A 25,027-nucleotide genomic window follows, 5' to 3' on the forward strand; every position below is an offset into this window, starting at 1 on the left:
ATTTTTCCGCTTTTATGGAGTTATTTTATGATATAATGACCAAAGAATGTTATAATCCAAAAAAATAAAAAAGATTATTGAATTTGAAGAATAGTGACAATTGGCTTAAGGGGGGACTTTTGTGCGAAGATTATTAAAAAATACAACACAACGGCGGCTAGCCATTATTGGTGTTTTAAGGGATTTGATTGGATGGCAGAATCCAGAAATGATTGCTGATCTGTTAGATTGCTCAATGAAAACGGTTATCTCTGATGTTGAAGCAATCAATGATCATTGGGGAGAACATGTTGGGGTAGAATATTCTCGTACAAACGGCTTTCGTTTGAATGATGCACTTCATAATAAGACACGACAGCTAGCGCGAAATTTGATGGAAGAGTCTGAAGCCTTTACTTTTTTGGAACGAATCTTCTTCCAACCAAATGAAGATATGGATTATTGGATCAAGGAGCTGTACATTAGTGAAGCGACTTTTTATCGCATGATCAAGCAAATTGATAAGGTTTTAAAAGAAAAAGGGCTCGTTTTGGAACGAAGGCCCTTTCGAGTAAATGCGAAAAACGAACGGTGGGTCCGTGTTTTTTATGTTCAATTATTTTTAGAGAAATATGGATTGAACGAATGGCCATTTGTATTAGAACGCCAACGAATGATTGAGTTTATCAAATGTGCGAATCGTTCTTTTGATATTGTTTATAATGATCGTGAAGTTCTAGAGAGCAGTTACTTATTGGCGATCATTATCGAGCGTACGTCACAGGGGTTTGTATTATCAGAGCGAGAGAAAATGAGCTTGAATCAAGCGTTGATTGATAAAATTTTGACCTTGAGACCAGCAGCAGATCGAATAGTCCAAAACTCGGAATATTTAGTGACAGATGAGTGGTATTATGAGGTGGCGAATAGTTTGTTTTGTTCGTGTTTCATTACGCGTTTTGATCCAACTTGTCAACATACACTCGGGTATTTAGATAGTTTTCTTGGAGAGCTGGAGCATGTTTATGAAATCCCTCTGTCTGATGAAAGACGTAAAGTTATCCTGCAAAAACTTTTGCAAATACAAGCAGCATATCAGGTTTGTCCCTATCCACGGTCAATTTTATTTGACTCGGCTGCTTATTTTTCACGAAATGCAAAACAGCAATACCCGCATTTCACAAAATACGTCCATCAATTATTACTGCGGATGGAACGAACACTCGGAGACCCTTGGTTTAGTCAATTTTATTTTTCAGTTCTGACAGTTTTATTTAAAGAATGGGAGGGATTGGCACACTCTTTAGATACTCATTCGACAAAGGTTAAGATTTTGGTGATGAGTGATTCTGGTAAAAGTCATGCAGAATTGCTTGCAGAACTCATTAGGAGTCGGTTTCATTCTCGGGTATGGATCGAATCCCATCAAGGATCAGCGTTGAATTATCGGCAGGATGTGAACTTCAAAGATTATGATCTAGTGCTTGCTAACTACCCAATTAAGAATTATTCCTATGGTAATTTGAAAATCGTTGATGATTTTTTGACAGAGAGTGATTTGTCATCGATTGGTTCTGTGATAAAAGAGATTCGTTAGACTCGCTTTGAGTCTCTTTTTTTGTTTCTATTGCTCATAACTTTCGCTACAATGGGATTAACTGTTCTAAGTGAGGAGAAATTGATGAATCCCATACTATTAGCTGTAGGTATTGTTTTGATTGTTGCGATATTTTTTGTCGTGTTAGATAGTTCTTCCCAACTCAAGATTCGGGTTAGAACCCAGTGGGGAAAATTGCCACGTCAGACTCGTTTTGATAAAGAAGAAAGTTTGAAGGCTGTCTGGCAGCTTGAAAAGCAATTTCATGAATGGGATAGTGAAATTGACGATTTAACTTGGTACGACTTGAATATGCGTGAAATTTTTGAACTGCTCAATGGGACTTATTCTAGTATTGGATCAGAGGCGTTGTATCAACGCTTGAGAAACTATAATTTTCATCAAGCCGATGATTTAGAAGAGTTGATCCAGTTTTATCAAGCGAACCCTGAAATCAGAGAGAAGGTTCAGTATCATTTTGCTGGATTGGGAAAGTGGGACAATAATTTTACTAAGCAATATATTGCGAATGGTCAAAAAGAAAAGTTAGGGAATTTATGGTTATTTGTTTTACTGGGAGCTTTGCCGCTTGTGGGACTTCTTTCGCTTTTATTCATTGGACCAATAGGTATATTTTTGCTGCTGGGTTCTATTTTATTCAATATTATTTTTTATATGACAAAGAAAGCCAACTTGGAAACAGAATTAGAAAGTATGCGCTATTTGGTTCAGTCGATTTCTTTGGCTAATAGATTAAGTAAGTTAGCAACTCCACGTCAGACAGAAATCATGAAAAATGTAAAACCCTTAAAATCCATTGCTCGCTGGGGTTTTACCTTTCGAGTAAAGAGTACAAGTGAAGCGGATATTTTATTTGAATATTTGAATTTGGCTTTTATGATTCCTTTTATTGCCTATAATTTCGTGATTTCTCGCTTGAGTAAATATAGTCAAGAAGCAATTGCTTTGTGGACGGTGCTGGGAGAGATGGAGGTTGCCGCAGCGGTTCTGAATTTTCGGACGTATTTCCCAGAAAGCTGCCAGCCAGAATTTGCTGAAGGAGGAATTCAAGCAAAGGACGTTTATCATCCGCTTGTTGATTATTCAGTGGTTAATCCTGTTGACTGGCATCGAAATACATTAGTTACCGGCTCCGATGCCTCTGGAAAATCGACCTATGTCAAAAGTATTGCTATTAGTGCGATTCTTTCTCAGACGATCAATACAGCAATTGCTGAAGAATTTGTCTTACAGGCGGGACACGTTCTAACTTCCATGGCTGTTGAAGATGACATTATCGCAGGTGACAGTTATTTTGTCGCTGAGACAAAATCAATCAAAAGGCTTCTGGATCAAGTGGAACAAGGTGAACGATGCTATTGTTTTATTGATGAAATACTAAAAGGAACGAATACGATTGAACGAATCGCAGCTTCTTCTAGTGTTGTTACCTGGTTGGCAGATTACCCAAGCTTAAGCTTTGTAGCGACACATGAGATTGAATTGACTGAAATCCTGAAAAATCAATGTGATAATGTGCATTTTGAGGAAACGGTGACAGAAGAACAAGGCATCACGTTTGACTACTTATTAAAGAAAGGACCGGCAATTACTCGTAACGCAATCGCCTTGTTGAAGGTGATGGATTATCCTGAAAAACTGGTCACTCAGGCTCAAAATGAGGCGCGTTATTTCGATCAGCAGCGAAAGTGGCCGATTCTAAAAAAATAGGCGGACAAGTATGTTTTGTTTCGAAATGAAAGAGCCTCTTAAAAACAAGAGGGCTCTTTTTTATGAAAAAGGGGTTAATTTATTAGAACTTTTGTATAAAAATCTCTATACTATAGTAAGCAATTAGTTAGGAAAGGACGTGAATACATGCTGAAAAAATTACTGGCAAATATCGGTGAATATAAGAAGCAGAGCTTACAGACCCCTCTATTTACAATGGGGGAGGTTTTGATGGATGTGATCATGCCCTTGATCATGGCAGGGTTGATCGATCATGGCATCGAAAAAAGTGATACGAATACGATTTTACGTTATGGTGGTTTATTATTTTTGTGTGCATTGTTTGCACTGGCTATGGGAACATTAGGCGGGCGAACTGCCGCTATCGCCTCAGCAGGATTTGCCAAAAATTTGCGTCATAACTTGTTTGAACGGATTCAAAGTTTCTCCTTCTCGAATATTGATCGTTTTTCAAGTTCGAGTTTGATCACTCGTTTAACCACGGATGTTACCAATGTTCAAAATGCTTATCAAATGGTGATCCGGATTTTGGTACGCTCACCGCTGATCTTGATTTTCTCATTAGTGATGACCTTTCATATTAATCGAGAGCTATCCATGATTTATTTAGTGATTGTTCCGATTATGATTGTGGGGCTAGGTCTGATTATTCGCTTTGCCCATCCTTTGTTTGAAAAGGTATTCCGAACCTATGACCGATTGAACAACGTGGTCCATGAAAATCTGCAAGGGATCCGAGTGGTGAAGTCTTATGTCCGTGAAGGCCATGAAGAAAAAAAATTCAGTCGTGTATCAAAAATGGTTTTTGATAATTTTACGAAGGCACAACGAATCGTCGCTTTCAATATGCCGCTCCTGCAGGTAGCCGTGTATACGTGTATGCTGCTGCTTTCTTGGTTAGGTGCGGAATTGATCGTAGACAAAGGGAATCTGACTACCGGTGAGTTAGTCAGTATGTTCAATTATACAATGCAGATCTTGATGAGCTTGATGATGATGTCAATGACCTTTGTTCAGTTGATGATCGCCCGTACATCTGCGGAGCGAATAACAGAGGTGTTGACGGAAGAAAGTGATCTGAAAAATGGCGATAATCCTCTGACAGAAGTATCAGATGGTTCAGTAGAATTTAAAGATGTCTGCTTTAGCTACAAAGATGATATGGATAAACTAGTATTGGAAAATATTGATTTGAAAATAGCTTCTGGTGAAGTCATCGGAATTGTGGGGGGGACCGGGAGTTCAAAATCAAGTTTGGTCCAGTTGATTCCACGACTTTACGATGTTACGCATGGTCAAATCAAAGTAGGCGGTCATGATGTTCGCAGCTACGATTTAGAAACATTACGTGACCAAGTGGGAATGGTTCTCCAGAATAATGTTTTATTCAGCGGAACGATCACGGAAAATCTGCGCTGGGGCGATGAAAACGCCACAGAGGAAGAAGTTATCCATGCAGCAACGATTGCACAGGCAGATTCATTTATTCAAGAATTTCCTAATAAATATGACACAATGATCTCTGAAGGCGGGAACAATGTTTCCGGCGGTCAGAAGCAGCGCTTGACGATTGCCCGTGCTTTGTTGAAAAAGCCCAAAATTCTGATCTTAGACGATTCTACGAGTGCAGTAGATACGAAAACGGATCGGGCGATTCGCGAAGGCCTAGCTAAAGAGATTCCAGGGACGACGACCTTCATTATTTCTCAACGGATCAGTTCCATCCAAGATGCAGATCGAATCATCGTATTGGACGATGGAAAAATCAACGGTGTCGGAACGCATGATGAGCTGCTGGCAAATAATGTTATCTATCAAGAAGTCTTTGATTCTCAACAGAAAGGATTTGGTGACCATGATGAATAAAGCAACGATGCCCAAATCCAGCCCTATGAAAACAATCAAACGCCTTTTGAAAATTATGGCGAAGGAGCATAAAATGCAACTGATCATTGTCTTTTTCATGATCCTGATCAGTGCCTTTGCGAATGTGCGGGGCTCACTGTTTTTGCAGGTCGTGATCGATGATTACATCACTCCATTGATTGGACAAAGCAATCCTGATTTCACAGGTTTGTTGAAGGCGATTATGACGATGGCTTTGATTTACGTTGTCGGGATTATTGGGACGCTTTCTTATAACCTGATCATGGTAAAAGTTTCTGAAGGAACGCAAAAGAAGATTCGCGATCAAATGTTTAATCATCTAGAAACGTTGCCCTTACGCTATTTTGATTCAAATGCTGATGGAGACATCATGAGTCATTTTACCAATGACACCGATACATTGCGTCAGATGATCTCGCAAAGTATTCCGAATCTAATGATGGCGCTAGTCACATTTGTTTCCGTGTTTATTGCGATGTTTTCATTGAGTATTCCTTTAACTTGTTTTGTTATTGTTTCGGTTTCAATGATGTTTGTCATGCTTCGTTTTATTACCAATCGCAGCGGAAGGTATTTTGGTGAACAGCAGCGCTCTCTTGGAAAAGTCAATGGATACATCGAAGAGATGATGCACGGACAAAAGGTAGTAAAGGTCTTCAATCATGAAGAAAATGCAATGAAGGAATTCGACGTAATCAATGATCAGCTGCAAGAAAGTGCGACGAAAGCCAATGCTACTGCAAATACATTAATGCCCATTATGATGAATCTCTTGAATATTCAGTATGTTTTAGTGGCAATAATTGGCGGCCTCTTTGCAGTTTACGGTGTTTCTGCTCTGACTGTCGGAATGATTGCTTCGTTCTTACAATTGAGCCGTTCGTTGAATGGTCCTATTAGTCAAATTTCACAACAAATCAATTTCGTTATTATGGCTTTGGCGGGGGCAGATCGGATTTTCCAATTATTGGATGAAGAATCAGAAGTGGATGATGGCTATGTAACGTTAGTCAATGTCAAAGAAGTTAATGAGGATCTAGTCGAGACCAATGAACGGACTGGTATATGGGCTTGGAAGCATCCTCATGAAGATGGCACGACTTCTTATGTCCGTCTGACCGGAGATGTTCGATTCGAGGATGTGAATTTCGGCTACAATGACGATCAACTGGTACTGCATGATATTAATCTTTATGCCGAGCCTGGTCAAAAGGTGGCTTTTGTCGGGGCGACAGGTGCTGGTAAAACGACAATCACGAATCTGATTAATCGATTCTACGATATTCAAGAAGGTAAAATACGCTACGATGGTGTCAATGTCAAAAAAATCAAAAAAAGCTCTCTGCGTTCTTCTTTAGGGATCGTTTTGCAGGATACCCATCTATTCACAGGGACCGTTAAGGAAAATATTCGTTACGGAAATTTAAGTGCGACAGACGAAGAGGTTTATCAAGCAGCGAAGCTATCAAATGCGGATACCTTTATCCAGCATTTGCCAGAAAAATACGATACGGTGATCACTGGCGATGGCGAAGGTCTATCACAGGGACAACGTCAATTATTGGCGATTGCCCGTGCCGCGATCGCAGATCCCCCAGTTATGATCATGGACGAAGCAACCTCTAGTATTGATACTCGAACGGAAAGCATCGTTCAATCTGGAATGGATCGTTTAATGGAAGGGCGCACGGTATTTGTTATTGCCCATCGATTATCAACGATTCAAAACTCGGATGTGATTATGGTAATGGATCATGGTCGAATCATTGAACGTGGAGATCATGAAAGTCTGTTAGCCGAAGGCGGAATGTATTATCAATTGTATACTGGAAAAGTTGAATTAGATTAGTTGCTAAAGAAAAGGTGTGTCTTGCATAGGTGAGACACACCTTTTTGTTGGAACAACTGTAAAAGAATCGCTACAATAAAAATAAAGGTTTCTGGAAAGGAAGCGGTGGGATGAATGTTGAGATTTCAAGGTTGGACCTATCGGAATTATCTGAGGCGAAAAAATTGGTCAAAAAAGTATTTATGACATTTGAAGCACCAGATTATTCAAAGGAGGGCGTGGCTCATTTTTTGACATATTTGGATGAAGAGCTAGAAATGGAGCTTGCAGCGAATCAAGTACAGGTTTGGTGTGGGAAAGATGCCCAGCAAATCGTAGGACTGCTAGCGGTCCGTTTACCTGCTCATGTAGCACTTTTGTTTGTTGACGAAGCCTATCATCGTCGAGGGATCGCGAAGCAATTATTTCAAGAGATACTTTCAGAACTAATGCCGGAACAAGTAACAGTCAATTCTTCTCCCTATGCTGTTCCGATATATGAACGGTTAGGGTTTCAAATTGAAGGAAACGAAAAAACTGTTTCAGGGATAAGGTTTCAGTCAATGGTTTATAAATAATAGAAAGGACAGATGAAGATGAAACGTTTTGCAATAAAAGATTACGGTACGGCCAAAGATGTATTGATAGAAATCGAGGCAGAACCTCGAGCGGTGGATGCGAGCCATGTTCGGGTAAAGCTATTGTCTTTCGCGATTAATCCTTATGATATTGCTTTGCGGCAAGGAGCGATGCGTGATTTTCGAACACTTAAATTTCCTTACGTATTAGGCAATGATGGTGCGGGAATCGTGACAGAAGTTGGCAGTGAAGTTGCCCATGTAAAGATTGGCGATGAAGTGATTGTTCATGCGGTTGGAGGGACTTATGGCGAAGAAGTAGTCGTTCCAGGTAAAAAAATAGTGAAGAAACCAGCTTCAATGTCTTGGGAAGCGGCAGCAGGTGCTGTAACTCCGTGGTTAACAACGTACAATTTAGTCACGCACGTATTAGGTGATGATATTGGGAAGACAGTGATGGTACAAGGGGCATCTGGAGCAGTTGGCTCACTGCTAGTCCAATTTCTAAAGAAACAAGGAAAGATTGTTTTTGCTTCGGCTTCTAAACGGAATGAGTCCTTAGTTCGTCAACTAGGAGCGGATCACTTTGTTGCTTATGATGAAGAGGATGCTGGAGTGATTTTTGAAAATCAGGCGGATACAGTAATTGACGCAACTAAAGGCGGGCGTGCTGGTGAATCAGGGATGCAGATTATGAAAGAAGGCGGGAATTTTGTCGCCTTAAACGACCTGCCAGAGGAACAAAAAAAATCTGGGCATTACCTCTCTTACAGTCCTTCAAAGGATTATTCAGATTTTGAAGCGTTGACGGCATTAACAGAACTAGCGGACAATCTTCAGTTAACGATTGCAGAAGTATTGCCCTTCACTTTATCGAGTGTGATTCAAGGACATGAAGCATTAGAAGGTCACCCGTCAGCCGGAAAAATCATTATTAAAAGAGAGGCATAAAATGGATCAACGAAAATGGTTATTAATAAAAGCGAATTTTGATGGAACAGAAGATTTGGCAGATGGCTATTATCGCTTGCGTGAAATTGATGGAGGCTATCAGCTTGCGTTTTTAGTCGCGGGGCCTTGCGGAGACAAGATTCCACATCCAGAGGTGACGCTGCGTTTAGAAGGGAATCAGATGCAGCCGATTCGTTTACGGGATTTGGAAGCAACACCGATTTTGAACCTATCACAGGAAAATGATTTAGAAAGAATCGAAGCCTTGACAGATCAACTTCTAAATCGCTTTATCAAGGCCAAAAAACTCAGCCTTTAAGCATTTCTTTAGCTTTTCATAGGTGAAAAGGGATACAATTATGACAAATCGTTAGGAATGTCAAAAAAGGTCATTTCAGACCCACACTAGAATTGAAATTAGCCGAAATTCCGTGCTAAAGTGGTTCAGCGAGAAAAAATAGTAGGTGAAATCAATGAAAGTTTTACAATCTCTTAAACATACATGGAGTCTTTTTAAATTAGATTGGCGACGAATTTTCAAAAATCCGATCGCCATTTTTCTGATGGCTGCGTTAGTTATCATTCCATCCCTTTACGCCTGGTTCAATATAAAAGCCTTATGGGATCCATATTCCAATACCGGTGAATTACCAATCGCTGTGTACAGCGCCGATACAGGGGCGAAATTCCAAGACAAGGATGTCGAGATCGGAAATGAAGTCGTCAAAAATCTTCACAAAAATAAGCAATTAGGCTGGCGCTTCGTTGACTCAAAAGAACAAGTCGTCGAAGGCGTAAAGTCTGGTAAATACTATGCGGGTATTTATCTACCAAAAGAATTTTCGAAAGATTTATTGAGCTTCACCTCCGGAGATATAAAAAAACCAAAGATCGAATATTATCTGAATCAAAAAATCAATGCGATCGCACCGAAAATTACGGATAAGGGTGCCGGATCAATCCAACAAGAAATCAGTCAAGAGTTTATTAAAACAGCTAGTTCAACACTGTTGAAGGTTTTTAATGAGATCGGCTATAACATTGATGAGAACTTAGTAAGTATCAATAAGGTCAAAAATTTGATTCTTACTACGAATGATAATTTAGGTGAAATCGATAAATATACGCAGGAAGTTGTAGAGGTGCAGGGCAAGTTACCTGAGTTGAAGGAAAAATTAGCAAAAGCCAATGAATTGCAGGCTTATTTACCACAAGTCGATGAAATGGGCCAAAAATTGATCACGTTAAATCAAAAGATGCCAGAGATCAAACAGCAAGCTAGTGTTATCTTGACTCTACAGCAGAAGATTCCAGAAATTCAACAAGCTGGCAATCAATTAGCTCAAGTTGACGGTGACTTTGCTGAGATTCAAAAGACAATGAATGACGGCATTAATGAGGCCAAACAAGGATTGAACATCATTCATCAGGTTCAAACGATCCTGCCGGACATTCAAAAGCTTGGGAACCAAGTGGACGATTTTGCTGCAACAACAAAAGATGGCGCAGAAAAGCTGAAATCCGCGGTACCCAGTATTTCAAGCAGTGTTCAGGTGACGCTGCAGTCGATTGGACAAGTAGCGACGACGACACAATCAATAACTAGTGATTTATCTGCTTTATTAGATAAAGAAGAATTGACTGCAGATGAAAAAGCACATATTGCTGCAATCATTGGTGATTTTCAAAATAATCTTGCAGGACAACAAGAAGCCATAGATAAACTCAATCAATTTTTGACGGACTTAAAGAAAACAGCAGAAGATAACGGTAATACTGAAGCAAGTCAAAGTTTAGCAACAATTATAGGTCAACTTGAAAATGTGAAAAATTCTCTAGGCGATCTAAGCAATCGTTTTGGTCACCTTAATGATTTGGTTCAAAATGGTAGTACAGATGAAGCAAAAGAATATTTAAAGGAAATCAATACAGCTGCTGGAAATATTACTAATTTCGTTAACGGTATCAACGTTGAGCAAATCTCTCAAACGGTCAGCACGATTCTTGATAAATTAATCAATACAATTACTACAGCACAAGGGGTATTGAATCAAGCACAGCAAATTGATTTTGCTTCTTTATTAAATTCGACAGAAGGCACTGTCAGCAATGCGATCACCTTCTTAGAAAAATATCAAAAACAAATGCCAGCCATTGGTCAGGAAGTACATGATGCAAATGTGCTATTAAATGGACATATGAACGACATTGTTAATGGGATAAATACAGGTGCAGATCTTTACAATAATGAATTGCCAGTAGTAGAACAAAAGTTAGGCATGGCTGCGGACTTCATGCAAAATGATTGGCCGGGTGTGAAAAAGGACCTGACAGGCGGCTTGAAAGTCGCAAATGATAAAATGCCCGAGGTTGAACAGGCCTTAAATCTTGCGACGGATTTAATCCAAAATGATTGGCCGACTCTACGCAGCGGTATCCAAAAAGCGGCGAATGCGATTCAGCAAGGGGATAAGACCATTGACTTCGGTCAAGTATTGAAATTATTGAAGCTGGATGCACAAAAGGAAAGTGACTTCTTCACTACTCCTGTAGATTTACAAACCAATACGATGTATCCAATCGAAAATAACGGGTCAGCTAGTACGCCTTTCTATACAGCATTATGTCTGTGGGTTGGAGCGGTATTGTTCTCAAGTGTTACCACAACAGAATTTTTCTTAGATAAAAAAGATCGCGGCAAATACACGAAACGTGAACAGTTTGGCGCACGGATGTTAACCTATTTGGTCGTAAGCGTTGGACAAGCGTTGATTGTAACGCTAGGAAATATGTTCTTACTAGGCGTTTATGTGAAAAATCCAGTCTATAGCGTACTGTTTGCTGTATTGGTCGCTCTGTCCTTCATGATGATTGTTTATACGCTTGTAGCGCTCTTCGGAACTGTCGGAAAGGGGATCGCGATTATTATTCTCGTGCTTTCCATCTCTGGTGGAGGCGGGAACTACCCAATCCAGGTATCTGGGAAGTTCTTCCAAGCAGTCAATCCTTGGTTGCCATTTACCCATGCGGTTAACTTGCTGCGTGAAAGCGCAGGTGGGATCTATTGGCCAAATGCGACAGGAGATATCATTATTATGATCGTTCTTTTCATCGTGTTTGGTATCCTAGGAACTTGGGCATATCCAGTATTACAACCTCGTTTAACCAAACTTACAAAAGTTGCCCATGAAAGCAAAATTTTCCATTAAAAAAGTACAGGCAAGACAACAGCGTATCACTGTTGTTTTGCCTGTTTTCGTGTTTTACTAAAGGTATGAAAATTTGTTGGAAAAATCATTGACATTTGATAGGAGTGCGAGTAATATTTCGCTTGTTTGCATTTTTTAAAGAGAATGCTGATTAATAGAAATAGGGAGTGAGTCTAGTGGATTATCTTAAACGCTTGCTGGTTGGCCGGCCGCTAAAGTCTTCGGAAAACGATGATCAAAACTTGTCACGTTTTGCTGCTTTAGCAATGCTTTCCTCAGATGCGCTATCTTCTGTGGCTTATGGGACGGAACAGATCGTTGTTGTTCTGGTTACCTTGTCAGCAGCAGCGATTTGGTATTCATTGCCAATCGCAATAGTCGTTTTGGTTTTATTAGCGTCATTGATTTTATCTTATCGTCAAATTATTCATGCCTATCCTCATGGCGGCGGAGCATACGTCGTCAGTAGTGAGAATTTAGGGAAAAATGCTGGTCTGATTGCCGGCGGCTCACTTCTCGTCGATTATATGTTGACCGTAGCTGTGTCCGTATCAGCGGGGGCGGAGGCAATTGCTTCTGCAATTCCAGCCCTGTATCATCATCGCGTGTTGATTTCCGTTATTATTGTTTTATTATTGATGCTGATGAATTTACGTGGGCTGCGTGAAAGTGCGGGACTGTTGATGGTTCCCGTGTACAGCTTTATTGCGGTGATTACGATCTTAATTATTGTTGGTCTTGTTAAAATTGTGACAGGTGCAGCGCCTATGCATGCAACGGCTCAAGTCGGAGCAGTTGTTCCAGGAATTACTATGGCGCTCTTGCTGCGGGCATTCTCTTCCGGCTCTTCCTCGTTGACGGGGGTTGAAGCAATTAGTAATGCCGTTCCGTTCTTCAAAAAACCGCGCGCAAAGAATGCTGCAGGAACATTAGCAATGATGGGCTTGATTTTAGGGTTCTTCTTTACGGGAATTACTTTTTTGAACTATTGGTTTGGAATTGTTCCGACGGCGGAAGTGACCGTCCTATCACAAGTGGGAGAAGCCGTCTTTGGTAAAGGTATCATGTATTATCTATTGCAATTTGTTACAGCTTTGATTTTAGCGGTAGCAGCAAATACGGGCTTCTCAGCGTTTCCTGTCTTAGCTTACAATTTAGCAAAGGACAAATTTTTGCCTCACCGCTATCAAGATCGTGGCGATCGTCTAGGCTACTCAAACGGGATTATTACTCTGGCCTTAGGTTCCATTGTCCTGTTGTTGATTTTCCAAGGATCAACAGAACGCTTGATTCCATTGTATTCAGTAGGGGTCTTCATTCCATTCACGTTATCACAAACTGGAATGGTCTTGAAATGGCGTAAAGAAGGACATCACTGGATTCGAAAATCTATTGCTAACATTATCGGTGCTTTGATTTCATTTGCAATCGTAGTGATTCTATTTGTTTATCGTTTACCGGATATTTGGCCCTTCTTCATCATTATGCCGATTTTGATCTTTGGTTTTTACAAGGTTCATGAGCACTATAAAAATGTTGCCGAACAATTACGTTTAGTTGACGATGTTGAATTGCACGAATACGCTGGAAATACTGTGATTGTGCTAGTTGGAAATGTGACTCAAGTAAATATTGGCGCAATCAACTATGCGCGTTCAATCGGTGACTATGTCATTGCCATGCATGTATCGTTAGAAGAGAATGAAGAGAAGGAACGGGAGATACGTCATGAGTTTAGAGAAAAATTCCCGGATGTTCGTTTTTCAGTTATTCGTTCTCCTTATCGGTCGATCGTCAATCCAGTCAGTCGATATGTTGATCGGGTAAGTAAAAATGCCAAACAGCACAACTATACAACGACTGTCTTGATTCCGGAATTTGTTCCTAATAGAACATGGAAACGTTCCTTGCATAACCAAACGGCGTTGCGTTTACGTTTCCGCTTGTCTTATCGGGATGATATCATTATCAGTACCTATAATTATCATTTGAAAAAATAGAAAACTGTCAATAGCGGGGTGTCCAAATTGCATGGATACCTTGCTTTTTTATGCTTAAAAACTATATTTCTTAAGAGAAATCAAAAAAATTAAAAATAAAACGGATTCATCTGTTTTTTTGAGTAAAATGGGTTGATTTTAATTGCTATTAGCGGTAATATCAAACAGCATTAATTACTAACACTGTTAGGTATTAATGGACTGAAATTATTTTTTCGAAAGAGGGAGGAGTCTAATGACATTCGCAGAAGATGCTGAACGTGAACTGATGCAGCTGATGGTCCAAAATCGTCATGGCGCATTCAGTAAAATAGAAAAGAGCAGCAAAGGCGCTAATATCGTCATTAAGGTGCTGGATCGTTTAGGTGAACCGACAAATCCGAAGCATTTAGCCGATACGCTTAATCTGTCTACTGCTCGAATTGCTGCTGTGTTGGGGAATTTGGAAAAGCGCGGATTGATTAGCCGAACGATGGATCCTGATGATCGACGGCGAATCAATGTCAGTTTAACGGAAAGCGGAAAAAAAGTAGCCAAAGCTGAAAAGCAGGAGATGCGAAATAAAATTGTTCGAGTGTTTGAGCTTATGGGAGAAGAAGACACAAAAAAATATCTCGAATTAACTGCAAAGTTTGTCGACTACTCGCAAAAATTATCCATGGAAGGGGAAGGTGAGCAATAGTGAAGATTTTTAAATATCTTGGTAAATATTGGTATGCGATCATCGCCGTATTTTTACTTTTAATTGTACAGGCATCTAGTGATCTGAGCTTGCCAAGTTTAACATCGGATATCGTTGATGTCGGTATTCAACAAGGAGGACTTGAACAGTCGACTCCAGATAAAATTAGAAAATCAACGCTTCAAGGAATCGAAATCTTCATGACCGATAAAGAGAAGCAAACGATTAAAGACAATTATAAGGAAGCTACTCAAACCGTTGATGGAAAAAAAGTGGCTATCTATAAACTAGATCTTCAAGAGGGCATGACGAAAGAAAAATTAGCTAAAATCTTTGATCTGCCAATGATGATGATTGCTTCGACTCGTTCAAAAGATTCAAGCAACGCGAAAGAAGCAAAAGAAATCATTAATGATTACACAGCTATTTCAAAAGATGCTGCCAAAGCACAGACGTTAGGACAGGAAGCAAAAGCTTTAGGTGAACAGGCACAAGCTGCTGGACAAGAAGCCGCAGCGGCAACAGATGGCGCAACGGCTGCCGCTAAAGGCGCTGAAGCTCAAAGCTTAGCTGCTGAGGCCCAAGCAAAAGGAGCAGAAGCTCAGAAGCTTGGCGAAGCGATTAAAGCAAAAAATGATGAGATGCCAGCCAAAGTAAACGCTGCGCGTAAGGCGACGAAGGATAGCTTAGGTGATGTTGGTGAAGCTTCATTGAAGACTGTCGGTATCCAGTTGACTTTAGCTGAATACAAAGCCTTAAACGTCAACACGCAAAAAATTCAAACCGACTACATGATCAAAACAGGTGCTAAAATGATCGGTCTAACACTCCTATCAGCAGTAGCAGCGATTATTGTAGGTCTGATTGGTTCGTTGGTTGCCGCGACAGTGGGTAAAAACCTGCGGGTCGGACAATATGAACGCACATTGGAATTCTCTAACAATGAGATGGAAAAATTCTCTCCAGCTTCATTAATTACTCGAAATACCAACGATATCCAGCAGATTCAAATGGGGATCGTTATGATCATGCGTATCGTATTGTATGCTCCGATTTTAGGAATTGGTGGTATTTACAGAGTATATAAAACCGGGACTGGCATGGGCTGGATCGTTGGTGTAGCTGTAGCGGGTGTCTTAGTTTTAGTCGTGACCTTGTTACTGACCACGATGCCTAAGTTTAAAGCTTTGCAAACATTGGTTGACCGTGTGAACTTGGTTTCTCGTGAAATCATCACTGGGCTCCCAGTTATTCGCGCGTTTTCTCGTGAAAAGTATGAAGAAGAACGATTTGATGTGGCCAACACGAATTTGATGAAAACACAAATGTTTGTAAACCGTGCGATGTCACTGATGATGCCGATCATGATGCTGTTGATGAATGGTATCTCGGTCTTGATCGTTTGGGTCGGCGGACATAATATGGACAATGGTCAATTACAGGTCGGAGATATGATGGCGTTTATTACCTACACGATGCAAATCGTTATGGCCTTCATGATGTTGTCGATGGTATCTATTATCTTGCCTCGTGCCAATGTGGCTGCAGGTCGTGTGGATGAAGTTTTGAACACAGAACCTACGATTAAAGATCCAGAACAACCAAAAGACGACCATGACTTTAAAGGTGAAGTGAAATTTGAAGGTGTTCAATTCCGTTATGGCGATGCGGATGCTGATGTACTACATCACATCAATTTCACGGCTAAGCCTGGTGAAACGACAGCCTTGATTGGGTCGACTGGATCTGGGAAATCAACGATCGTTAATTTGATTCCGCGTCTATTTGATGTGACTGGTGGACGAATCACCATTGATGGCATCGATATTCGTGAAATGAGTATGCACAAGCTGCATGAAATCATGGGCTTTGTACCACAAAAAGGTGTTTTATTCTCTGGCGATATTGCGTCAAATATCAAATTTGGCGATGCGGATATCTCTGATGAGCAAATGAAAAAAGCGGCTTCGATCGCACAAGCTGATGAATTTATCAACTCGAACGAAAAAGGCTTTGATCGTGCAATTTCTCAAGGTGGTACTAATGTTTCTGGTGGACAAAAACAACGGTTGTCAATCGCTCGTGCATTAGCGAAGAATCCTAAGATATTGATCTTTGATGACTCATTCTCAGCTCTTGATAACAAAACAGATGTTGCATTGCGTAAAGCGCTAGCTGAAAATATCAAGGATGCGACGCAAATCATTGTGGCACAAAAAATATCAACGATCCTGCATGCAGACAATATTATCGTATTGGATGAAGGCCGTGTCGTTGCGCAAGGGCGTCATGAAGAATTGATGCAAACATCAGCTGTCTATCAAGAAATTGCTCAGTCACAATTAAGCAATGCTGAATTAGGCATAGAAGAAGCGGATTAAGGAGGAGCGAGAAGAATGGCAGAACAAAAACAAAATCGCCCTCATGGTGGCGGACCTGGCCGGGGAATGGCTGCGCCAGTAGAAAAAGCCAAAGACTTCAAAGGAACAATCAAAAAATTAGTTTCCTATCTTGGCGCATATAAAATCGCAGTTTTCTTTGTAATGATCTTTGCAGCAGCCTCAACGATTTTTAATATTTGGGGGCCAAAAATCTTATCAAAGGCGATTACAGAATTATTTAATGGCTTGATTAAGAAGTATCAAGGAACCGGCGATATTAACTTTGAGAAAATTGGTGGGATCTTAGTCTTCATGTTAGGCCTGTATCTAGTAGCTTCCTTATTTGGAGTTATCCAAGGCTGGATCATGTCGACGATCTCGCAAAGAATTACGTATCGGATGCGTAAGGAAATTTCTGAGAAAATCAATCGCATGCCAATGAATTATTTTGAGAGTCGGACGACAGGAGAAGTTCTTTCCCGTATCACAAACGATGTGGACACTTTAGGACAATCCTTGAATCAAAGCTTAACTCAATTGATTACTTCAACCTTTACGATTGTCGGAGTTATCGTTATGATGCTTTCGATTTCAGTGAAGATGACAGGGATTGCGATCTTAATCGTACCAATTTCTTTAATACTGATCTTAGTTGTTGTGAAAAACTCACAAAAATACTTCAAAACCCAACAGGAATACCTTGGAGTTATCAATGGGAAGGTAGAAGAAACCATCGGTGGGTATACAATCGTTCGTTTATTTAATGAAGAAGAAAACTCATTAAAAGAATTTAAAGAGCAAAATGATGTATTGTTCAAATCAGCTTGGAAATCACAATTTCTTTCTGGTTTGATGCAGCCTATTATGAACTTTGTCGGAAACTTAGGCTATGTCGGTGTGGCGATCGCTGGTGGGGTAATGGCATACAACGGTTCAATCACAGTCGGAGATATCCAAGCGTTTATCCAATATGTACGTAACCTGACACAACCAATTGCTCAGCTTGCGCAAGTATCTAACATGCTTCAATCAATGGCGGCAGCGGCTGAACGCGTCTTTGAATTCTTAGCAGAAGACGAAGAAGATCAACTGGCTGAAAACCCAGTTCAGATCGACAAAGCAGAAGGCATGGTGGACTTTGAACATGTTCAATTCGGTTACACACCGGATAAGATCGTTATCCAAGACTTTACTTCTCATGTTGATCCTGGTCAGACAGTCGCAATTGTTGGACCAACTGGCGCTGGTAAAACGACAATGGTTAAGTTGCTGATGCGCTTTTATGATGTAAATTCTGGTGCAATCAAAATTGATGGTCATAACATCAAGGATTTCAATCGTGCAGATTTACGTAAAAATATCGGGATGGTTTTACAAGATACCTGGTTATTTAAAGGCACAATTATGGACAACCTTCGTTACGGTCGTTTAGATGCTACCGATGAAGAAGTTTATGCAGCGGCAAAAGCCGCTCACGTGGATCACTTCATCAAGACATTACCTGGCGGCTATAATATGGAGTTAAACGAAGAGTCTTCCAACATCTCGCAGGGGCAAAAACAATTGTTGACGATTGCTCGCGCGATTTTAGCAGATAAACCTATTCTAATTCTCGATGAGGCGACATCCTCTGTTGATACACGGACAGAAGGATTGATCCAAGAGGCTATGAATAACTTAATGAAGGGGCGTACCTCTTTCGTTATTGCCCATCGTTTGTCAACAATCAAAGATGCGGATAAGATTCTCTATATGCAAGGCGGAGATATTAAGGAACAAGGAAGCCACGAAGAATTATTGGCTCAAAACGGGCTTTATGCCGCATTGTATAATTCGCAATTTGAAGAATTATCAGAATAATAGAAAATGGACGAGACATCCTTCTGATGTTCGTCCATTTTTTTAATCACTCAGTAATGATCTTTGTCTGTGATCATCATTGTCTCTTTATCGTAGTGAATGGTGATCGAATGACTAGTATACTCCCCATTTTTTAGTTTATTCCAAGTAGCCATTGCTCTTGGGGGCATTCCATAATCTTCTTTTTCCCAACTAGTCACCGTATCTGGTGGGCCAACAAGCTTTTCTAGTTCTTCATAGCTGGAGCCGCCTGTGAAAGAGTACTTTTCTTTATCATTATCGTAGTTCTCTGTCGCGACCTTTACCGAATCGTAAATACTTGATGTCCATTCTCCGGGAAATTCGGTTTTTTCTCCAGAATTTGCAGCATTAGGTTTAATTGGTTCGTATGTCGGTGTGCGAGTATCATTTATTTTTGTAACCAAAAAACTAAGCGGACCAATTAAGACAAAAATAGTCGAAAGAACCGACCAAATCAAAATTTTTGTCTTTTTCTTTTGGGGATTGGACGGCTCTTGAATTGGTTTTTCTGGTGTCTTCTTTCTTTGTTTTAAATAGAGCGTACCACAGTAATCACATTTCCAGCCATTTTCAACTTGATGAAATTTAGTACTTCCACAGTTCATACATTCTTTACTTTTCATGATAAAGTCCATCCGATCCATAATTTTCAGGAAAATCATCTGGATACTTGCCTAGTCCTGCGCGTGGACATTTTTCCGGTAATCGAGTAAAGGAGACATAGCGGACTATCGGCGTCACATATCCTACTTGATCATCAGTGAAATAGACATTAGGTTTTCCTTGTTTTTCATAAACGAATTGCTTCGTATAGCCTGCATAAGAATTATCTTGAACGAAGGCAATAAAAGCTCGTACTTCTCGCCAAGTCAGTTTGCCTTGCTGCCATTGTTCTCTAAGAATTTTGGCTTCGTAACTCACGGGGTTATTTTGATCATCGAACTCAAGGGTAAGATTTTTTTGAATTTCCTCTGAATTTGTGAGAATGTCATCAGGTTGTCCCCAAATGCGTATAATATCTGAACTTGAGTATTGATCAAAATTAGGACCATAAGCCGCAAGAAAACCTGCTTCGCGGTAATAGGTGGTTACAGCGAATTCAGAGTCTGGATTTTCAATAATCATATCCTCTTTCGGTGCTGTTTTAAGTCTCTTATTTTTTAATGACTCATGTTCCGCTTGGGCTTTCTTCAAACGCTCTTCGAAGTCCGCAGTTTTGTCTCCGCCGTATTCTTTGACGGATGCGCTAGCTAGTTTCAGTTCGGTTTGATTCAAAGAAAGCTCAGCAATTCGTACATTTCTTTCTGGATTTTTTAATTGACTAGCAGTATACGTTTCTTTCCCAGGTTTATCAATTGCTGCGGGATTAGTGTAAGAAGCTGTTTTTGTTGGTGTTTGCTCTTTCGTAATGACCAGAAAAAATCCGCTAACTAAAAGAAGGCCCAACATGATAAGCAAAGTAATCCGCGTAATAGGCATCCTTTTTTGCGGAAGGCTACTCGTTTTTTTCGGGTCCTCTTCAAATTCATAAACAGCATGACAATAATCACATTCATAGCCTTCTGCGGTTTTATTAAAGTGATTTCCACCGCAATATTTGCATACTAAACCCTTCATCTTTTCTCCTCAAACTTCTTTTTCATAAAAGTCATCTTCAAATAACTTGAATAAATGATAACACGGAGTAAATGGTGAGGAAAAGCACAGAATGAAGGATTAAGGGAAAGTTTATTGTGGTCTGTCTGCCTTTATCTTATGAACACAATTTCTGTGTTTAGATAATATGTTCATATTTGACTATTATTTGAAAAGATGATAAGTTTCAAATAGAGAATGTTTTCTAATTATAGAACATAATTTCAAAAAGGAGAGGAAGAGAAATGCTGGAAGGAGAAAAGAAGTCATTGGTGGAGTATGGAAAGAAGCTTATTTCCTCAGGGTTAACGGCAGGGACAGGGGGGAATATTAGCGTATATGATTCTGAGAAGAAGTTGATGGCTATTACACCAAGCGGAATCGATTATTTTGAGATGACTACAGAGGATATTGTCGTATTAGATCTTGAAGGGAATGTGGTAGAAGGAACACGAAAACCTTCAAGCGAGTGGCAAATGCATTTAATCAATTATCAAAAACGTGGTGAGGAAGTCCGCGCGGTTGTTCATGCGCATTCAACATTTAGTTCTATCCTTGCTACGTGCCGTAAGGATTTACCAGCAAGCAATTATATGATAGCGATTGCAGGAGGGAGTGAGGTTCGCTGTTCGAAATATGCGACGTTCGGGACAGCGGAATTAGCGGAGTATGCTTTTGATGCAATGAAAGATCGGTATGCCTGTTTTTTGGCGAATCATGGTTTATTAACTTGTGGTCCGACTTTGAAAGAGGCTTTTTCTATCGCTGGTGAAATCGAACGATTGGCTGGACTGCATATAGGCGCATCGTTACTAGGGGACCCAGTGATTTTAGATGATGCAGAGATGAAGAAGGTGCATGAACAATTTCCAAGCTATGGACAATAAATAGCTTCAGATTAATCGGAGAAGAGGCGAGAAAATGAGTAAGGTAATTATCGTGGGTGATACATTTGTTACAGTCGATACAATGAAAAGAGCTGTGGAATCTATGCTCCTTCCAAAACCATTAGAGGTTGTTGCATTGGAATGGTGTCCAGAAGATTCGCCTGAGATGTTTCAGCGAAACTTGAAGTTAATCGAGCAACATGGTCCTGAAGCAGTGCCTCCGCCTGAGGGAATCATGGAAGAACTGGTGGATGCAGACTATTTATTCGTTCATCTTGCACCGATTTCACGTAGGTTGCTGGAAAATGCGAAGCAATTGAAATTAGTCGGTACTTGTCGCGGTGGAGTGGAACATATTGACATGGAAGCGGTACACGAAAAAAGGATACCAGTTATTCATGTTATTCGAAATGCTGAACCAGTTGCAGATTACACACTGGGCTTAATCTATACAGTGACTAGAAATATCGCGCTTTCTCATAAGGCAGTGATGAAGGGTGAGTGGTCCAAAAAATTTCCGAATGATGGATACCGGACGACGCTTTCAAATCAAACAGTTGGATTAGTCGGGCTAGGTCATATTGGAAAAATGGTTGCCCAACGTTTAGTAGGTCTGGGAGTGGATGTGATCGCCTATGACCCGTTTGTTGAACAGGAAAAGGTTCTTGACTCAGGACTGTCTTTGACATTTGTTTCTTTAGAGGAGCTATTTACAAAAGCAGACATTGTTTCGCTGCACATGCGTGTCACACCGGAAACGGAGAATCTAGTGGATGAATCATTGTTAGCGCTGATGAAACCTAGCGCTTATTTGGTTAATACCGCAAGACCAGGAATATTAGTAAAGGAAGCGTTCATTAAAGTTTTGAAGGAGCGTAAAATTGCTGGGGCAGCGATCGATGTTGTTTGGGAGGAACCGATGGCATTAGATGATCCTTTGCGAGAATTGGATAATATAGTTATTACGTCGCATATCGCAGGTGATACAGTCGATGCGATACCGAATTCACCGTTCTTGTTAGCGAAAACAGTAAATGACTATATAAAAACTGGAGTCAGTGAATTTATTATATAAATAAGCGTTTCTGAGAGGTTATTTCTCAGAAACGCTTTTGTGTTATACCCGATCGTAATCTTCTAAACGAATGTCTTCTAGTTCTTCTTCTTTGAAGCCTAAGTCTTTATCTATTATTTTTTCGACAGCTTTTATTAATGAAGCGGCGTCTAGCCCGTATTTTTTTAATAAATATGGTTTTGATGCACCATGTGTCCATTCATCGTCAATTCCGACTTTGATCAAGGGTCTATGCAACTGATGTTCTAACATCACTTCGCCGACTGCGGTACCTAACCCGCCGATTTTCACGTGGTTTTCCATTGTAACAACACCGTGCTTTACTTTTTTGATAGATTCTACTACCAACGGATCGGTAAATGGTTTCAACGTTGTGATATGAACATGTTGAACAGAAACTCCTTGCTTTTCCAACCACTGGGTAGCTCTCATAGCCTCTTCTGTACAGATGCTGCTGGAGAACAAAGCGACATCGGTTCCCTCTGAAATGACACGCCCCTTATTGAACTCAGTCGGCTTGTCAGGAGAGAATAGTCGCGGCATTTGTCCACGAAGCATTCGAACGTAGATAGGACCATTTACTTCTTTGCAGATGTCTAATGCGGATTCAACATCTGTCGCATCGCCACAGTCAAAAATTGTCATATTTGGAATGGTTCTTAAAATTCCGACGTCTTCGATGGATTGATGAGTGACCCCCCCGGGAGTGGTAATTCCAGGAACGAATCCTAAAAGTGAGACAGGAAGATTCGGGTAGGCAATCGACATCTCCAATTGATCCAGCGGTCGACGATATAAAAAGACTGCAAAAGTGTGCAGGAAAGGACGGAAACCCTCTCGAGCTAAGCCAGCGGCCCAGCTTAACATGTTTTGTTCAGCGATCCCCATAGATAAGTATTTTTCAGGGAAAACTTTTGGAAACTCCTTTACCTCGCAAGAAGTACCAAGGTCGGCAGATAAAACTAAAACGTCCTCGTTTTCACGTGCAAATTTGATCATATTTTTTGAATGAACATCCGATTCGATTTTCATAATAAGACTCCTTTCTGATTTAGCTTACATTTCATTGTAAAATGTTTCGTATTTATCAAATTCTTCTCCCTGTTTTAAACGAACGAAATGCAAAATGGGTCTTCTTTCGTTTAAATAAGGGATTCCTTGCGTTGGATCAGTATAGCAAAGGATAACTAGTGGTTTATTCTTTTCACCTTTTTTTGTAGCTTCTTCAATCGCGTTGATGTCATGTCCATCGACAGAGACAGCTTTTGCTCCAAAGGCAGTGAAGCGATCTTCTAATGGTTCGATGTTCATGACTTTTTTTGTTTCTCCTTCGACTTGCTGTCCGTTGATGTCGACTAATAAAACGAGATTATCCAATTCATAAAAAACAGCTGCCTGTATGGCTTCCCATAATTGCCCTTCTTCCATCTCGCCATCGGACATCATCACGAATACACGTCCTTCTTCCCCGCGCAATTTTCTTGCGTGAGCAGTTCCGCCTGCGACACTGATTGCCTGATCTAAAGTCCCGGCAGCATTTTCGAATCCTGGTGTGTGATTGGCTCCAATCATTTCCATTGAGTAACCGTCGCGGTTGAACATCTCCAAAGCGTCTTCGTCTAGGCGATTTGCTTCGATCAAAGCTGCATATACGGGCGCAGCATAATGAGCCGGTGACACGAAGAAACGATCATAAGGTGCTTTTAATGATCCGTGATACTCAGCTCCTTGGATGTAATCCATATTGTCCTTCGAAGGGGTCCCTGGGAACTTTTCAGGTAGTCGGGGCGCTGTGCTTTCGCTAAGATTGAGTACGCGTAAATAAAGCGTTGCGAAAAGTTCGGCTGAAGAGCAGGCTTGTGAAAGGTAACAGCCATTTCTTTCAAGTGTCAATTTCAGTACGTGTTTGCGAATGTTTTTTGCAGCTTTTTCTACATCGGCGATCGTATAATTATTTGCCATGATAAAACTCCTTTTTTATATAATTGTATTTATTTTTGACCATAATTGTTTTGATAGAAGTCATATACTTCAGAGGTATAGGAAGAGTCTAATGGTTTTATTGCTCCATTTAATGTTCGAGCATAATAGACACTTTGAGCGGTTTCTTCAAGGATGACAGCATTTTTTAATGAATTTGTCGCAGATTTACCTACTGTAAAGACCCCATGATTTTTTAACAAAATTGCTGGGCAATTCGTTTCTTGATAACAACGTACGATTTCGGCTCCGATAGCTTTTTCACCTACGGCTGCGATTCTAGATAAAGGAATTTCTCTACCAAAAACGGCAGCGGAAGTCGTTGTATAAATAGGAAGTGGTTCTCCAGCAATCGAAAATGCAGTAGCGTATGGAGAATGTGTATGGGTGATACCAAAAACGTCCGGACAATGATTGTACACATAGAGATGTGATTCTGTGTCGACAGAAGGGGTTAGGTCTCCTTCTATCACATTTCCTGCTAAATCAACCACAATCATATTTTCAGGAGTCAAGTCCTCGAAATGAATCCCGCTAGGTTTGATGACCACATATTCTGTTTCCGGATCTTTTGCGCTGACATTTCCGCTCGTCCATAAAACCAATCCATTTTTAGGAAGCGCTTTATTTTCTTTGCAGACAGTCTTTTTCAATTGTTCAAGCATAACGATACCTCCAATATTGTTTTTTACATTATTTCATCATAAAGAACAAATGTCAATGCT

General features: G+C 40.4%; 19 protein-coding genes. 14 read left to right on the forward strand and 5 right to left on the reverse strand.

What is annotated here, in order from left to right; genetic code table 11:
- Positions 1 to 121 precede the first annotated feature (121 nt).
- The 12 genes from IGI50_RS01305 to IGI50_RS01360 all read left to right on the forward strand — a co-directional run bounded on the left by IGI50_RS01305 (position 122) and on the right by IGI50_RS01360 (position 18,704).
- Positions 122 to 1,576, forward strand: coding sequence for a helix-turn-helix domain-containing protein (locus tag IGI50_RS01305; RefSeq protein WP_438775827.1), 1,455 nt, complete (start codon positions 122 to 124; stop codon positions 1,574 to 1,576).
- An 84-nt stretch (positions 1,577 to 1,660) separates the two neighbouring features.
- Positions 1,661 to 3,307 carry a MutS-related protein gene (locus IGI50_RS01310; RefSeq protein WP_438775829.1) on the forward strand — a complete coding sequence of 549 codons (1,647 nt, stop codon included), beginning with the start codon at positions 1,661 to 1,663 and terminating at the stop codon, positions 3,305 to 3,307.
- Between the two features lie 147 nt (positions 3,308 to 3,454).
- On the forward strand, positions 3,455 to 5,194 hold the full coding sequence (locus tag IGI50_RS01315; RefSeq protein ID WP_438775831.1) for an ABC transporter ATP-binding protein: 1,740 nt from the start codon (positions 3,455 to 3,457) through the stop codon (positions 5,192 to 5,194).
- Positions 5,184 to 7,064 carry an ABC transporter ATP-binding protein gene (locus IGI50_RS01320; RefSeq protein WP_438775832.1) on the forward strand — a complete coding sequence of 627 codons (1,881 nt, stop codon included), beginning with the start codon at positions 5,184 to 5,186 and terminating at the stop codon, positions 7,062 to 7,064. The genes IGI50_RS01315 and IGI50_RS01320 overlap by 11 nt, the downstream gene beginning before the upstream one ends.
- A gap of 110 nt (positions 7,065 to 7,174) precedes the next feature.
- Positions 7,175 to 7,621 (forward strand): GNAT family N-acetyltransferase, encoded by a 447-nt coding sequence (locus IGI50_RS01325; RefSeq protein WP_438775833.1) that lies wholly within the window; start codon positions 7,175 to 7,177, stop codon positions 7,619 to 7,621.
- Positions 7,622 to 7,639: 18 nt separating this feature from the next.
- Positions 7,640 to 8,572 (forward strand): NADP-dependent oxidoreductase, encoded by a 933-nt coding sequence (locus IGI50_RS01330; RefSeq protein ID WP_438775834.1) that lies wholly within the window; start codon positions 7,640 to 7,642, stop codon positions 8,570 to 8,572.
- A 1-nt stretch (position 8,573) separates the two neighbouring features.
- Positions 8,574 to 8,891 carry a hypothetical protein gene (locus IGI50_RS01335; RefSeq protein WP_218256481.1) on the forward strand — a complete coding sequence of 106 codons (318 nt, stop codon included), beginning with the start codon at positions 8,574 to 8,576 and terminating at the stop codon, positions 8,889 to 8,891.
- Positions 8,892 to 9,045: 154 nt separating this feature from the next.
- Positions 9,046 to 11,781, forward strand: a complete 2,736-nt coding sequence (locus tag IGI50_RS01340; RefSeq protein ID WP_438775836.1) for a YhgE/Pip family protein — start codon at positions 9,046 to 9,048, stop codon at positions 11,779 to 11,781.
- Between the two features lie 176 nt (positions 11,782 to 11,957).
- Positions 11,958 to 13,781 carry an APC family permease gene (locus IGI50_RS01345; RefSeq protein ID WP_438775838.1) on the forward strand — a complete coding sequence of 608 codons (1,824 nt, stop codon included), beginning with the start codon at positions 11,958 to 11,960 and terminating at the stop codon, positions 13,779 to 13,781.
- Positions 13,782 to 14,016: 235 nt separating this feature from the next.
- On the forward strand, positions 14,017 to 14,463 hold the full coding sequence (locus IGI50_RS01350) for a MarR family winged helix-turn-helix transcriptional regulator (protein ID WP_010747153.1): 447 nt from the start codon (positions 14,017 to 14,019) through the stop codon (positions 14,461 to 14,463).
- On the forward strand, positions 14,463 to 16,844 hold the full coding sequence (locus IGI50_RS01355; protein ID WP_438775840.1) for an ATP-binding cassette domain-containing protein: 2,382 nt from the start codon (positions 14,463 to 14,465) through the stop codon (positions 16,842 to 16,844). The genes IGI50_RS01350 and IGI50_RS01355 overlap by 1 nt, the downstream gene beginning before the upstream one ends.
- A 15-nt stretch (positions 16,845 to 16,859) precedes the next feature.
- Positions 16,860 to 18,704 (forward strand): ABC transporter ATP-binding protein, encoded by a 1,845-nt coding sequence (locus IGI50_RS01360; RefSeq protein ID WP_218256485.1) that lies wholly within the window; start codon positions 16,860 to 16,862, stop codon positions 18,702 to 18,704.
- Between the two features lie 50 nt (positions 18,705 to 18,754).
- On the opposite strand, the gene IGI50_RS01365 is transcribed toward IGI50_RS01360, so the two are convergent.
- Together IGI50_RS01365 and IGI50_RS01370 are read right to left on the reverse strand one after the other, a co-directional pair.
- Positions 18,755 to 19,348, reverse strand: a complete 594-nt coding sequence (locus IGI50_RS01365; protein WP_438775842.1) for a hypothetical protein — start codon at positions 19,346 to 19,348, stop codon at positions 18,755 to 18,757.
- A complete protein-coding gene (locus IGI50_RS01370; protein ID WP_438775844.1) occupies positions 19,338 to 20,342 on the reverse strand; it encodes a DUF4947 domain-containing protein in 1,005 nt (334 codons plus the stop codon). The genes IGI50_RS01365 and IGI50_RS01370 overlap by 11 nt, the downstream gene beginning before the upstream one ends.
- A gap of 263 nt (positions 20,343 to 20,605) precedes the next feature.
- On the opposite strand from IGI50_RS01370, the gene IGI50_RS01375 reads away from it, so the two are divergent.
- Together IGI50_RS01375 and IGI50_RS01380 are read left to right on the forward strand one after the other, a co-directional pair.
- A complete protein-coding gene (locus IGI50_RS01375; RefSeq protein WP_438775846.1) occupies positions 20,606 to 21,247 on the forward strand; it encodes an L-fuculose-phosphate aldolase in 642 nt (213 codons plus the stop codon).
- Positions 21,248 to 21,281: 34 nt separating this feature from the next.
- Positions 21,282 to 22,322: a 2-hydroxyacid dehydrogenase gene (locus IGI50_RS01380; protein ID WP_438775847.1), complete on the forward strand. Its 1,041-nt coding sequence runs from the start codon at positions 21,282 to 21,284 to the stop codon at positions 22,320 to 22,322.
- A 42-nt stretch (positions 22,323 to 22,364) separates the two neighbouring features.
- Here IGI50_RS01380 and IGI50_RS01385 read toward each other — a convergent pair whose 3' ends face one another.
- From IGI50_RS01385 to IGI50_RS01395, 3 genes are read right to left on the reverse strand one after another with little or no spacing between them, the layout of a single operon-like run.
- Positions 22,365 to 23,354: a transketolase family protein gene (locus IGI50_RS01385; RefSeq protein WP_438775849.1), complete on the reverse strand. Its 990-nt coding sequence runs from the start codon at positions 23,352 to 23,354 to the stop codon at positions 22,365 to 22,367.
- A 24-nt stretch (positions 23,355 to 23,378) separates the two neighbouring features.
- Positions 23,379 to 24,284: a transketolase gene (locus IGI50_RS01390; RefSeq protein ID WP_218256491.1), complete on the reverse strand. Its 906-nt coding sequence runs from the start codon at positions 24,282 to 24,284 to the stop codon at positions 23,379 to 23,381.
- Between the two features lie 29 nt (positions 24,285 to 24,313).
- Positions 24,314 to 24,967: an L-ribulose-5-phosphate 4-epimerase gene (locus IGI50_RS01395; RefSeq protein WP_218256492.1), complete on the reverse strand. Its 654-nt coding sequence runs from the start codon at positions 24,965 to 24,967 to the stop codon at positions 24,314 to 24,316.
- Positions 24,968 to 25,027: the final 60 nt, after the last annotated feature.

The sequence above is a fragment of the Enterococcus sp. DIV0170 genome (assembly GCF_051710765.1).
In the GTDB taxonomy this organism is placed as follows: Bacteria; Bacillota; Bacilli; order Lactobacillales; family Enterococcaceae; genus Enterococcus_A; species Enterococcus_A raffinosus.